Origin of the sequence: Neorhizobium sp. SHOUNA12A (genome assembly GCF_023006505.1) — a bacterium.
GTDB lineage: Bacteria > Pseudomonadota > Alphaproteobacteria > Rhizobiales > Rhizobiaceae > Neorhizobium.
Genome location: NZ_JALBGV010000123.1, coordinates 1 through 12,692, shown reverse-complemented (window position 1 = coordinate 12,692; position 12,692 = coordinate 1). Strand labels below are relative to the sequence as shown.

General features: G+C 62.8%; 16 protein-coding genes and 1 pseudogene. 15 read left to right on the top strand and 2 right to left on the bottom strand.

Annotated features, from left to right (window positions below; all coding sequences use genetic code 11):
• From MOV63_RS30125 to MOV63_RS30115, 3 genes are all read left to right on the top strand, one after another.
• On the top strand, positions 1-254 hold a 254-nt coding region (locus MOV63_RS30125), incomplete at its 5' end, for a cupin domain-containing protein (protein ID WP_247039316.1).
• A gap of 116 nt (positions 255-370) precedes the next feature.
• Positions 371-1,240: an aldose 1-epimerase family protein gene (locus MOV63_RS30120; RefSeq protein ID WP_247039315.1), complete on the top strand. Its 870-nt coding sequence runs from the start codon at positions 371-373 to the stop codon at positions 1,238-1,240.
• Between the two features lie 149 nt (positions 1,241-1,389).
• Entirely contained in the window at positions 1,390-1,776 is a 387-nt protein-coding gene (locus tag MOV63_RS30115) for a VOC family protein (protein WP_247039314.1), read from the top strand.
• A 47-nt stretch (positions 1,777-1,823) separates the two neighbouring features.
• On the opposite strand, the gene msrB is transcribed toward MOV63_RS30115, so the two are convergent.
• Positions 1,824-2,234, bottom strand: coding sequence for a peptide-methionine (R)-S-oxide reductase MsrB (msrB, locus tag MOV63_RS30110; protein WP_038584863.1), 411 nt, complete (start codon positions 2,232-2,234; stop codon positions 1,824-1,826).
• A 233-nt stretch (positions 2,235-2,467) separates the two neighbouring features.
• Positions 2,468-3,106, bottom strand: coding sequence for a hypothetical protein (locus MOV63_RS30105; RefSeq protein ID WP_038541123.1), 639 nt, complete (start codon positions 3,104-3,106; stop codon positions 2,468-2,470).
• Between the two features lie 330 nt (positions 3,107-3,436).
• Between MOV63_RS30105 and MOV63_RS30100 the strand changes: the two genes are divergently transcribed.
• The 12 genes and pseudogenes from MOV63_RS30100 to MOV63_RS30050 all read left to right on the top strand — a co-directional run.
• Positions 3,437-3,673 (top strand): hypothetical protein, encoded by a 237-nt coding sequence (locus MOV63_RS30100; protein ID WP_105441352.1) that lies wholly within the window; start codon positions 3,437-3,439, stop codon positions 3,671-3,673.
• A gap of 295 nt (positions 3,674-3,968) precedes the next feature.
• Positions 3,969-6,323: a putative monovalent cation/H+ antiporter subunit A gene (locus tag MOV63_RS30095; RefSeq protein WP_247039313.1), complete on the top strand. Its 2,355-nt coding sequence runs from the start codon at positions 3,969-3,971 to the stop codon at positions 6,321-6,323.
• Between the two features lie 250 nt (positions 6,324-6,573).
• Complete coding sequence (locus tag MOV63_RS30090) at positions 6,574-7,011, top strand: Na+/H+ antiporter subunit B (RefSeq protein WP_038541131.1); 438 nt, start codon at positions 6,574-6,576, stop codon at positions 7,009-7,011.
• Complete coding sequence (locus MOV63_RS30085; RefSeq protein WP_247039312.1) at positions 7,011-7,388, top strand: Na+/H+ antiporter subunit C; 378 nt, start codon at positions 7,011-7,013, stop codon at positions 7,386-7,388. The genes MOV63_RS30090 and MOV63_RS30085 overlap by 1 nt, the downstream gene beginning before the upstream one ends.
• A 116-nt stretch (positions 7,389-7,504) precedes the next feature.
• Positions 7,505-7,722: pseudogene (locus tag MOV63_RS33095) on the top strand (hypothetical protein); the annotation flags it as partial.
• A 77-nt stretch (positions 7,723-7,799) separates the two neighbouring features.
• On the top strand, positions 7,800-9,353 hold the full coding sequence (locus MOV63_RS30080) for a Na+/H+ antiporter subunit D (RefSeq protein WP_247039310.1): 1,554 nt from the start codon (positions 7,800-7,802) through the stop codon (positions 9,351-9,353).
• Positions 9,350-9,823, top strand: coding sequence for a Na+/H+ antiporter subunit E (locus tag MOV63_RS30075; protein WP_247039308.1), 474 nt, complete (start codon positions 9,350-9,352; stop codon positions 9,821-9,823). Before MOV63_RS30080 ends, MOV63_RS30075 begins: the two co-directional genes overlap by 4 nt.
• Positions 9,820-10,224, top strand: a complete 405-nt coding sequence (locus tag MOV63_RS30070; RefSeq protein ID WP_247039306.1) for a cation:proton antiporter — start codon at positions 9,820-9,822, stop codon at positions 10,222-10,224. The genes MOV63_RS30075 and MOV63_RS30070 overlap by 4 nt, the downstream gene beginning before the upstream one ends.
• The gene (gene mnhG / locus MOV63_RS30065; RefSeq protein ID WP_038541147.1) at positions 10,221-10,565 is read left to right on the top strand and encodes a monovalent cation/H(+) antiporter subunit G; all 345 of its coding nucleotides are present in this window, start codon (positions 10,221-10,223) and stop codon (positions 10,563-10,565) included. The genes MOV63_RS30070 and mnhG overlap by 4 nt, the downstream gene beginning before the upstream one ends.
• A gap of 439 nt (positions 10,566-11,004) precedes the next feature.
• On the top strand, positions 11,005-11,436 hold the full coding sequence (locus MOV63_RS30060; RefSeq protein ID WP_038541152.1) for a MucR family transcriptional regulator: 432 nt from the start codon (positions 11,005-11,007) through the stop codon (positions 11,434-11,436).
• Positions 11,437-11,749: 313 nt separating this feature from the next.
• Entirely contained in the window at positions 11,750-12,184 is a 435-nt protein-coding gene (locus MOV63_RS30055) for a helix-turn-helix domain-containing protein (protein WP_247039304.1), read from the top strand.
• Positions 12,177-12,692, top strand: a 516-nt coding sequence (locus MOV63_RS30050; protein ID WP_247039302.1) for a DUF6456 domain-containing protein, incomplete at its 3' end; no start/stop codon positions are given. The genes MOV63_RS30055 and MOV63_RS30050, both read left to right, overlap by 8 nt.

Genomic DNA, 12,692 nt, shown 5'->3' with positions numbered 1-12,692 from the left:
ACACCCACCCGCTCGGCCAGACGCTGCTCGTCACGGCCGGCGCCGGCCTGGCGCAGGTCTGGGGCGAGCCGATCCGGGCCATCCGGCCCGGCGACGTGATCTGGTTCCCGCCCGGCGAAAAACACTGGCACGGCGCATCCCCGACCACCGCCATGACCCATATCGCCATCCAGGAAGCGCTGAACGGCAGCACCGCGGAATGGCTGGGCGCGGTGACGGACGATCAATATGCGGGCGAGGTCGCGAAAGACTGAGCCGAACTGGCTTGGCGCCGTCTGACGCTCGAAAAGACCGCACGCGTCATTGAACCGAAACCTCTGGCGCGCAAAGATGAGGGCATGATTGCGAACCGGAACCAGAAGGAGCCGCCATGTCCGACGTCACCCGCATCTCCAACCCATACCTGACCGTCGACATCTCCTCGCTCGGCTCGGAGATGCAGGCGCTGGCGGCGACGGATGGCCGCTCGTTTCTCTGGAACGGCGATGCCGCCTTCTGGAACGGCCGCTCCCCGGTTCTCTTTCCGATGGTCGGCAAGGCGCCGGAAAACCGGATCAGCGTCGAGGGCAAGTCTTACGAGATGGGCCAGCACGGTTTTGCCCGCCGCAGCGAGTTTACGCTTGCTTCGTCGAGCGAAACCATCTGTCGTTACGAACTCGCCGCCTCCGACGCGACACGCGCCGTCTATCCGTTCGAATTCCTGCTGGCGGTGGAGCATTCGCTGGATGGCCGGACGCTGACGGTCGCGGCCGAAGTCGAGAACCGCGATCAAAAACCGATGCCCTTCGGCCTTGGGTTCCACCCGGCCTTTGCCTGGCCGATTCCCGGCGCGGCGGCTAAGGCCCACAAAATCACCCTCGACAACGGCGCCGAACCGGCTTTGACGCGGCTGGAGGGCGGGCTGGTCAAGCCGGAAAAGCTGCCGTCGCCCTTCACCGCCGGGCGGCTGACGCTCGACCATGCGATGTTCGAGGCAGATGCGATGATCTTCCCGGAAGGGGCGGGCGAGGGGCTGACCTATGCCGCGGAGGGCGGTCCCGCGCTGAAATTTTCCTTCGAGAACCTGCCGAACCTGGCGCTCTGGCAGAAACCCGGCGCCCCCTTCATCTGCATCGAGCCCTGGCACGGCACCGCGGCCGAACTCGGCGGCTCGGACGACCTGGCGAAACGCCCCTACGGCGTGGTCCTTGCACCGGGCGAAAAAGCCCGCTTTGCGTTCACGGTGGAACTGCCGGCGTAACGTACAGGGTATCCCGGCTTCCCGAGGCCCCGCATTCGGTTTATGACTACCGTCGGCATTCCTGGGTGCAGTTGCCGCCCGGGATCATCGTCTACGACAAGGACCCGACCTGACGTCAGGCGGTCCCGCGAGTGCTGTTGGAGGAGACCATGGCCGCGTCGCTTCGCATAAACCACCTGTCCATCATGGTTCGTGATCTCACCCGCAGCGCCGAGTTCTATCATCGGGTCCTGCGCCTGCCGGAAATCGAGTGCAAGGCGCGCAAGCCGAACATCCGCTGGTTCGGCATCGGCGACGACCAGTCGATCCATCTGATCGAAGGCGATTTCGGCCAAACCTACGTCACCATGTCGACCCATCTCTGCATCGCCGTGACTGACCTCGACGCCGCGGTCGCCCACATCGCCGCAACCGGCACGAAATACGGCGATCTGGCCAGAAACGAGGGCAGGATCTACACCCGTGCCGATGGGGTGCGGTCGATCTACCTGCAGGACCCGGACGGCTATTGGCTCGAGATCAGCGAAGATTACTGAGAATAAAAAAAGCGCCGGCGGATCGCCGGCGCTTCGGGTGTTTTGCTTCACTTCATCGCCTCGAAATCCATCGCATGGCCGTTGATGCAATAGCGCAGGCCGGTCGGCGGCGGGCCGTCGGGAAAAACGTGACCGAGATGGCCGCCGCAATTGCTGCAACGGACTTCGGTGCGCACCATGCCGTGCGACACGTCGCGGATTTCGGTGATCGCCTCCGGATTCACCGCCTCGAAATAGCTCGGCCAGCCGCAGCCGGAATCGAACTTGGTGTCGGAGACGAACAGCGGTTCGTGGCAGGCGGCGCAGCTGTAGAGGCCCTTTTCATGGCTGTTCCAGAAGGGACCGGTAAAGGCGCGTTCGGTGCCGGCCTGCCGCAGGATGCGGTACTGCTCGGGCGTCAAGAGCTCACGCCACTCCGCATCGGTCTTCTGGACTTTCGGGGTGATCACATCGGACATCGCAAGGTTCCTTTCGTTTCCCCATAGATAGGCATCGAGGCGGCGAAGGAAAAGTCCGCGATTGGAGAGCGGATGTCGGTGTGGCTGTTTCTGGCCCAAACCGGTCATTTGGGACCAATCACTCCATGCCTGAGATGGGGTGGTTTTCGGACAGTCTGGTTTGAAGGATCGTCAACCGATAAGCTGCCGTCCGTCTCACCCTCGAAGCTCGTCGCAGGCATATCGGTACGTCTTCAGACGCCACCTTGCCGATATCTCGGCGGGAGTTCTGCGATGGGCAGATCGTCGGCCTTGAACGGCTTACCGCTGGACCAGGGAAGCATGTTCAGCACTACACCAAAACTCGTGCTGATTGCCCCAAACACGAGTTTGCCAAGCGGCTTTTTCCAACCAGCAGCAAGAGCACCGAGCGGTTTGAAGATCAAAAGTGGGATAAAGACGAACGGTAGGATCAAGAAGGTCAGCACCATCGGGGCCGCCGCCTCCATCATAGGGTCACCGCCGTATCGAAGGCGGAGACGCGGGTTACGGGCGACTGCAAACGGAATCAGTTCTTCCATGAACCGAACGTAGTCGGCGGATCGATCGAGGCCTGTCTCTCCCTGCCAATCCAGCGAGGATAGCTCCCTTGATGCGAAGAGCGTCCGCAATCGCGCGCTGTGGACTGGAAACCCAGTGGTGCCGACCCCACTCGTAACGTGAAGGTGCAGGAAACGAAACGAAGTCCATGGGACGAGTCTGACGGACCGTCCTTGCGTCACCGAAAGGCCTTGGGCGTCGATGACGTAGGCCATCGTGATCCCTGGCGAGCTTTTATGATGAATATGGACTTTCGCGGTAAAGCGGTAGGTCGGAGGGTCGTCCGTCTGCAATTGAGCTCTCCAATACGGTCCGCCAATGGAAGTGCCGCTTGTCCCGCGGATGACTGCTTACGGGAGACTATAGATCAGCCGCTACCGTCTTCTACGGGTCGAAACATGACCATAATCGACGGGTGGCGCCATGTCTCCTATTGGCGCATTGTTGCCCTAGCATCCGGGCCGTGATGCCGGTTTCCCCATGGCCTGCCTCGGGTATCACATCTTCGAAAGCGGACGCGATGTTCCAATCTAGCGTCGCACATTGACGAAGGCATTTTTCACCACAATAAGGTCAGGCCGAAAAAATGTGGTAAGCGCCAGCCAAACAACAACAGGAGTGAGATAGTGAGCGAACCGACCGTAGCAGATGCAACAGGCCGCATTTATGAATCGCTCCAGGCGAACAACGCCGACATCGACGTGCATATCGCGGCTCTCAAGGCGGCGATGGCCCGGGCGGGTTTGAAAGAGGCCGTATTCGACCCGGCTAAGCTCGTGCAGAACAATCGTTCCGGCAGGAAACTGATGCAGGCCTACTTTCGGCAGCGCGGCGTGACGGTGAAATTCTCGGCTGAGTGAAGCCTGAGGCATGACGCCGAACCGTTGCCTAAGCATAGGCCAGGCACCAGCCGGGAGCGCGAACCCAACATAGCTCGGCCGGCCGCAGAATTAGCAGTTTTGCGACGCCAGCAATGACGATCATGCCGCAAAGCCGCCGCCGCCAAGCATCGCCGGCCCTCGCCATCAAATTCCCGAAAACTCGCGTTTCTGTGTGTTTCGTCCGGTTCTGCTTGAGGCGGGGACATGTTTCCCATAGAAAATCTCCTGCCTCCGAACGGTCGGGGGCATGGGACTTCTGAAGCGTGGAGATGACATGGCTGCCAATGCGCCGGCGTTGACGTTCTTCGCACTCTTCCTTCCCTTCCTCGCTTCGGTTCTGGCGCCCTTCCTCACCCGCCGTCTGGGCGATAGGGCCGCCTGGGTTCTGGCAGCGGCCCCGGCGCTCGCGTTTGCGCATTTCTGCACCTTCCTGCCCGAAATCGCCGCCGGCGAAGTGGTGACCGGGGGCTATGCCTGGGCGCCGAGCTTCAACCTCTCCTTCTCCTGGTTCCTCGACGGCCTGTCGCTCACCTTCGCGCTTCTGATCACCGGCATCGGCACCCTGATCGTCGTTTATTCCGGCGGCTACATGAAGGGTCATGAGGGGCAGGGGCGCTTCATGGCCTTCATCCTCGCCTTCATGGGCGCCATGCTCGGCCTCGTCGTCTCCGACAGTTTTCTGATGCTGTTCGTCTATTGGGAACTGACCTCGATCACCTCGTTCCTGCTGATCGGTTTCGATCACGAGAGGGAGGCGGCGCGGCGTGCGGCGCTTCAGGCGCTGGTGGTCACCGGCGGCGGCGGGCTCTGCCTGCTCGCCGGCCTGGTCTTCCTCTGGAACATCACCGGCGTCACCCAGCTTTCGCTGCTCGTGCATCTTGGCGACGGGCTGCGCCAGAGCCCGTTCTATCTCGCAACCCTGCTGCTGGTGCTCGCCGGCGCCTTCACCAAGTCGGCGCAGTTTCCGTTCCATTTTTGGCTGCCGAACGCCATGGAAGCGCCGACGCCGGTTTCCGCCTATCTGCATTCGGCAACCATGGTGAAGGCCGGCGTCTACCTGCTGATGCGGCTGAACCCGGTCATGGGGCAAACGCCCGCCTGGATGATCCTGCTGCCCTTCTTCGGCGGTATCACGCTGATTGCCGGCACGTTTCTGGCAGTCCGCCAGACGGACCTGAAGCTGATGCTTGCCTATACGACCATGGCCTCGCTCGGTCTCTTGGTCATGCTGACCGGTTTCGGTTCGGCCCATGCGGTCGAGGCGGCGGTGCTTTATCTCGTCGCCCATTCGCTGTTCAAGGGCGCGCTGTTCATGGTCGCCGGCACGGTGGATCATGAGGCCGGCACCCGCGACGTCACCAAGCTCGGGGGCCTGCGCGCCGCCATGCCGGTCACCTTCGGCGCGGCGCTTTTGGCGGCGCTCTCGATGGGCGGCCTGCCGCTGTTCTTCGGTTTCCTCGCCAAGGAGGAGATCTATGCGGCACTCGCCACCGGCAATCCGCGCGCCGTGTTTTTCACGGGCCTCGCCGTCATCGGCAATGCGCTGATGTTCGCGATTGCCTTCGCCGTGGCGCTGAAACCCTTTCTCGGTCCCCATGTCGAGACGCCGAAACATGCCCACGAAGGGCCGGTGACGCTCTGGCTCGGCCCGGTGGTTCTGTCCGTGCTCGGCCTGGCAGCCGCACTCTTTTCCGGCCTGGCGCATCGATACGTCTCCTCGCCGATGGCAAGCGCGATCACCACCCAGAAGATCGTCATCGACATTTCGACCATGCCGCATCTCGGCGTGCCCCTGCTTCTGTCGGTGATCACCGTATTGCTCGGCGCACTCGCCTTCTGGCGGCTGACGGACCTGCGGGCGTTGATGGTGCGGGCGGTGGAAAGCCTTGGCCCCGGCCCGGACCGCGGCTTTGATCATTTCGTCTCCGGCCTGGTGCGGCTTTCGGGTGCCGTCACCCGTCTCGTCCAGCCGGGCCGGCTGGAAATCTACATCACCGCCACCTTCATCCTGCTGGCCGTGACGCTGCTCGTCCCGCCCTTCCTGTTCGGCGAACTGCCGGCAATGCCCATGTGGCCGAAACAATTGCTGGTCCAGGAGGCGGCGTTCTTCGCAATCGCGGTGATCGGCCTTATCGCCGTGCTGCGTGCAAAGGATCGGCTGACGGCGATCGTTTCGCTCGGCATCCAGGGTTTTGCCGTCGCCGTCATCTTCCTGCTGTTCGGCGCGCCGGACCTGTCGTTCACCCAGTTCATGGTCGAGACGCTGTCGGTGGTCATCCTGGCGCTGGTAATGACGCGGCTGCGGCTCTCGCCCCGCGACCACCGGCCCCTAGGACAAACGCTCTTCGACGGGACGATCGCGGTCGCCTGCGGCCTCGGCTTCACGCTGCTCCTCTTGAAATCGACCGAGGCGCCGTTCGACACCCTGCTCACCGACTTCTTCAACGCCTATTCCAAGACCGTCGCCCACGGCGCCAACGTCGTCAACGTCATCATCGTCGACTTCCGCGGCACGGATACATTGGGCGAGATCGCGGTGGTAATGGTGACGGCGCTCGCGGTGCTGGCGCTGATCCGGGTGAGGGCGGGCAAAAAGGTTGCGGACGACAAAATGGAGACGCGGCGTTGACGGGTGTGGTTTACCCCCCTCTGCCCTGCCGGGCATCTCCCCCTCAAGGGGGGAGATCGAATCGCGGTGAGATTCCGGCCATCTCAAACGTTCCGGTGAGAGCGATGCTGGTGCGCCCAGCCGATCTCCCCACCCGAGGGGGAGATGCCCGGCAGGGCAGAGGGGGGCTGGCAGGGTTCGACCTGCAAGGGGAACGGAGCTTGTTCAACCTCCAAGAGGTGGTGGCAACCAACGTGCAAGGTGCTCATCCATGAACACTCTCATCCTGCGCACCGTCGCGCCCTTCCTCACCGCCCTGATGCTGCTGTTCTCCGTCTTCGTCCTGCTGCGCGGCCATAACGAGCCCGGCGGCGGGTTCATCGGCGGGTTGATCGCGGCGTCGGCGCTGGCGATCTATGGCATCGCCTTCGGCGTGCCTGCGGTGCGCCGCGCGATCCGGTTCCATCCGATGGCGATCGCCGGCGCCGGACTGCTGCTTGCGACGCTTTCCGGCCTGGTCTCGATCGTATCAGGCGTGCCGTTCATGACCGGGCTCTGGGTCTATCCCGTCGTCTTCGAGGTCGAAGTGCCGCTCGCCACCGTCATGTCCTTCGATATCGGCGTCTATCTGGTGGTCGTCGGGGCGATCACCTCGATTGCGCTGGCGCTCGAACAGGAGCCGGGCTCGGACGCGGAGGGAGGGGACTGATGGAAGCGCTGTTTTCGATCCTGATCGGCCTGTTCTTTGCCGCCGCGATCTACCTTCTGCTGTCGAAGCACACCGTGCGCATCCTGCTCGGCGTGGTGCTGCTCGGCAATGCGGTCAACCTCACGCTTTTCACCACCGGCAGGCTCACCCGCGAAGTGCCGCCGATCATCCCCGCGGGCATGGACACGCTGTCGTCGAACGCCGCCAATCCGCTGCCGCAGGCGCTGATCCTGACGGCAATCGTCATCTCGTTCTCCTTCTTCGCCTTCCTGCTGGTGCTGACCTACCGCGCCTACCAGGAACTCGGCACCGACGATACCGACGAGATGCGGCTGGCCGAACCGCGGGACGAGCAGCTTCCGCCGCTGGGGTACTGAGGGGATGGTTTTGCGTTTTCCGCCGGATATCCATTTCTGCCCTGTCGGTTATCGAGGCCGGGGTATCGCTGTGGGGTATCGGGGCCGCGGTATTTCAGCCGACTACCGAAGCCGCGGCACCCCCCTCTGCCCTGCCGGGCATCTCCCCCACAAGGGGGGAGATCGGATGGAGGACAGCCCCCCGCTCCCTATCGAGCGATATGCGTCGATCCCGATCCACCGATATATCCAGCACCTCGCTCAGTCTCTTGGTGGGATTTGGGCAGGGCATCTGCCCCATCCGATCTCCCCCCTTGTGGGGGAGATGCCCGGCAGGGCAGAGGGGGGTATCCCTGCTTCGACGATAGCCGTCCGAGCGGGGCAAGGGACGCCAACTTCAAGAGCCGGAAACACCGTGAGGGACATCCACTGATGGCCTCTCCTTCCGTCGACCTCTCCGCAGCCCTCGTCCTCGCCGCTCCGCCGCTTGCCGACTGGCTGGTCGTTCTCCCCGTCGCCCTGATGATCGGCTCCGGTGCTGTCTTGATGATGGTGCGCAAGTCCGTCCGCCTGCATGGCGGCATCGCGATTGCCGGCCTGGCTCTGCTCGTCATCCTCGACGCCGGCCTGCTCTGGCGCGTCTGGACCCATGGCCCGGTCACCATGGTGATGGGCCGCTGGCTGCCGCCCTTCGGCATTGCGTTCACCGCCGACCTTTTTGGCGCGGTCATGGCGCTCGCCGCGGCGATCGTTGCCCTTGCCGGCGGCATATTCGCATTGCGCGATATCGACGCGAGCGGCCGGCGCTACGGTTTCTACCCGTTCCTGATGCTGCTGATGGCCGGCGTCACGGGCGCGTTTCTGACCGGCGACATCTTCAACCTCTATGTCTGGTTCGAGGTGCTGCTGATCTCGTCCTTCGGCCTTTTGATCCTCGGCTCCGAGCCGGAGCAGATCGACGGGGCGCTGAAATACGCAATCCTCAACCTGATCGGCACGACCCTGTTCCTGATCGCGGTCGGATATCTCTATGCGGTCTTCGGCACGCTCAACATGGCCGATATCGCCCGCAAGGCGGCGGGCCTGCGTGGCACCGCGCCGCTGACGACGCTGACGGCGCTGTTCATCCTCGCCTTCGCCATGAAGGCCGCCGCCTTTCCGGTCAATTTCTGGCTGCCGGCCTCCTATCACACGCCCCGGGTGGTGGTGTCGGCGCTGTTCGGCGGTCTGCTTACCAAGATCGGCATCTATTCGCTGATCCGCGTCACCATCATGCTCTTCCCGGTCGAGCGCGAGGAATTGAGCCTCGTCGTTGCCATATCGGCGGCGCTCACCATGCTGGTCGGTGCGCTCGGCGCGCTGGCGCAGAACGATATCCGCAGGCTCGTGGGTTACGTGGTCATTGCCGGCATCGGCAACATGATGGCGGGCGTGGCGATCGGCACGCCGGCGGCCGTCAGCGGCGCCATCCTCTATGCGCTGCATTCGGTGGTGACCATGACCGCGCTTTATCTGGTGTCGGGAGAAACCGGCCGGCTCGGCGGCACCTGGGCACTCTCCGGCCTCGGCGGGCTTTACCGGAGGGCGCCGTGGTTTTCGGGCGCTTCCTTCCTGCTGTTTCTGGCCGCTTCCGGCCTGCCGCCGCTGTCGGGCCTGTGGCCCAAGGTGGCGCTGTTGAAAGCCTCGCTCGATATCGGTGCCTGGTGGCTGGCTGCGGCGATCCTCGTCTCCGCTTTCCTGGTCACGCTGGCGCTCGCCCGCGTCTTCCTGCTTGCCTTCTGGCGGCCGCAGCCCGAACCTGTTCCGGAGGCCGCCGCCCCGGCGGATTGGCACATCGCCCTGCCGCTCGGCTGCCTGACGGCGCTCGTCGTCCTTTTCGGCTTGCTGCCGGAGCCGCTGCTCGATCTGGCCCAGACCGCGGCGGAGGGGCTCGGCGAACCGGCGGCCTATATCCATTCGGTCTTCCCGGGAGGGACAGCACGATGATCACCTATATCCTGTCTCTGGTATTTGCCGTCGTCTGGGTCACTGTAACCGGCAGCGCGACGCTGCAAAACCTGATCTTCGGTTTTGTGCTGTCGACGCTGGCGCTCTGGATCGTCCGCGACGAGATGGGCGCCCGCGGCTATTGGCGGCGGCTCGGCCGCATCCTGTCGCTGCTCGCCCTGTTCCTGAAGGAGCTGGCGCTGTCTGCCTGGAAAGTGGCGGTGCTGGTGATGAGCCCGCGCATGGACCTCAAGCCCGGCATCTTCGCCTTTCCGCTGACCGTCACCCGCGATTTCGAGATCACCCTGCTTGCCAACCTCATCACGCTGACGCCGGGCACGCTGTCGGTCGATGTCTCCGAGGACCGCAAGACGCTGTTCGTCCACGCGATCGACTGTTCCGATGTCGAGGCCACGAAACGGGATATCGCCAACGGCTTCGAACGCAAGATCATGGAGGCGTTCCGATGACGACGGCTGAAATGATCGTCTCCTATGCGGTCTGGCTGGCGCTCGTGGTGCTCTGCGTCTCCTTCCTGCTCACGGTCTGGCGGGTGATCAGGGGGCCGACGCTTCCAGACCGGGTCGTGGCGCTCGACATGCTGACCGGCATCGTCATCGGCTTCATCGCCCTGATCGCCATCCGCACCGGTTTCTCGCTCTATATCGATATCGCCATCTCGCTCGGCCTAGTCGGGTTCCTGGCGACCGTCGCCTTCGCACGCTTCATCCTGTCGCGCGGCGGTCGGGAAACGCCGAGGCCGGACATGATGAAGACATTCACGGCATCGGTGCCCGAACCGCGCCGTAAATCTGCAACAAGGCGCCCGCCCGGCACCGGACCGGCCGTCAGGCGGAAGGCAAAGAAATGATGGATATCCTGCTGGCCACGATAACCGCCCTTCTGATGCTTGGCGGCGCCGGGTTCGCACTGGTGGCGGCAATCGGGCTCAACCGGTTGCCGGATCTCTATACCCGGATGCACGCGGCATCGAAGGCCGGCACGGTCGGTTCCGGGCTGCTGCTGCTGGCGGTCGGCGTCCATGCGGGCGATCTGCCGACATTTGCAAGAGCCCTTGCAGGCTTCTTCTTCTTCGTGCTGACCGCGCCGATTTCGGCGCATCTACTCGCTATGGCAGCACATAAGATCGGATATCCACTTTACGCTGAGTCAGTCCGAGATGAAATGAAGGATTACGATAAGCGAATATAATCCCGTCGAGGACGAGTTATAACCCTGTCTTGACTGAGCAAATGCTCATCTATTCATCAGTAAAGCTGACGTGGGAGCGATATAGGCCGCAGAAAGGCTGGTAACTCGCGAAAATCGCACTTGGAGATAAAGCGAAGCAGTGGTACTTCGTTACAAGTAGAGTGCAGATGTTGTTTCAGATTAGGCGTTCCCTCGTCAATTCGGTGAAGTCGACAAGTTCTTTGGATTGAGGAACGATAAACGTCGATCACGGACCTGGGCAAGCTTTAATCGAACGCAATATCCGGTGCGAACCGTTTTCTTTTCCGCATGGAGCTTAGGGGTAGGCTTCGGTCGCAAGACGGCGGTCGGGCAATGGTTTCGCTCCGAGAAGCTCTACGAACGGGCAGGTGTCGCGGAGGTCGCGGGGCCAGCCAGTCACTTAAACAGGAGACAGGAAATGACAGACATCGCATTGGGCAAAAGCCCCGATCTGCTGGTGGAGTTGACCGCAGATATTGTGGCGGCCTATGTGAGCAACCATGTGGTGCCCGTCAGCGATCTTTCGAACTTGATCGCAGACGTGCATACGGCGTTGAGCAACACCTCTTCGCCGGCACCGGTTGTAGCGGCCATTGAAAAGCCGAAGCCTCCGGTTCCGATCAAGAAATCGATCGAAGACGACTATCTCATCTGCTTGGAGGACGGGCAGAAGTTCAAGTCGCTGAAGCGGCATCTGATGACCCATTACAACATGACGCCGGAAGAATATCGCGAGAAGTGGGGCCTGCCGGCCGACTATCCGATGGTGGCGCCCGCCTATGCGGAAGCCCGTTCCAGGCTCGCCAAGGAAATGGGTCTCGGCCAGCGCCGCAAGCGCGGCAAGGTCTGAGCCGGGCCAACGCCCGGCAAAGACACCGGGAGGATTTGAAACCATCCCGATGAGGACCGATCGCGCCAGCGACCGGCGGGTGATTTCGGCATCAAACACAGATGCGGATAAAGAGCCGGGCGACCGTACGCCCGGTTTTTCCTTTTTAGCGACCTGGTCACGGGCAAGGTGTGAGGAAAAAAATCCCATTATCTTTCCATGACTTGCGGAAATCATCAACGATTTCAGCTGATAATTGCGGAGAGGCGGTTTTCAGCGTCCCCGCTTTTGCTCTAGGGTGTATGAATTAATTCCTATTTATTGAGGAGTTGTCATGCCTTTCGAGCGATATTCCGAGCCTTCCGCCCCGCCGTCCTCGGCGCGATTTTCCCCGCCGGTGCCAATGGATGCGACTGCCGGTACGCCGCGGCTTCCTGCCAGCCTGCCGCTCAGGAGCGTCTGCCGCATCGTCCGTCAGATGGTCTGCGAACTGGTCCAGCTCTTCGGCGACCGGGTGATGCTGCGCCGCGACCGGCGCCGGCTATCCTGCCATGTGCGCCAGATCGCCATGTATGTCTGCCATGTAGCGCTCCAGATTTCGATGAGCGACATCGGCGAAGCGTTCGGCCGCGACCGCACCACCGTCGGCCATGCCTGCCACGTGGTCGAGGATCGCCGCGACGACCTGGCCTTTGACGAGTTCGTCTCGGCGGTCGAACGCATCGTCACCGCCGTTTTCGGCCTGTCGGAGGCGGTAGCCCATGACTGAGGCGATCGGGAAGCCCATGAGCGGCAAGGCAGATATTCCAGACCTCAAACGGCATCTCCTGCGCCTGATCCGCCAGCTTGCCCGCGGCGAATGCGCGATCGAGACGGGGGAGGGCGCCGAAGTCCGCCTCACCGGAGCCGAGGAGCGGCTTTATCCGCAGGCGGTAATCGCCAGAGCCCGTTCGCTCGGGCTGGTGCAGCTTTCCGAAAGCGGCCGGATCGCCGCAAGTATCGAGGCATCCAGCTTCCTGCGCCGGGCATTGGTGATGGGCGAAGAGGCCTTTGTCGAGCAGCATGGCGAGATCGTCGTGACCTCCGCCGAGATCGACGGCGCCCGCCAGCCGGTGCGCCGTAACCTGACCGAATCACCGCTCGGCACGATCGCCCGGATGAAGGACCGCGACGGAAAACCCTTCCTGCCAGCCGAAGCGTTGGAGGCGGGAGAACGACTGCTCGCCGATTTCACCCGCGGGCAGCTCCAGCCGCGCGTCACCGCCTCCTGGGAGCCG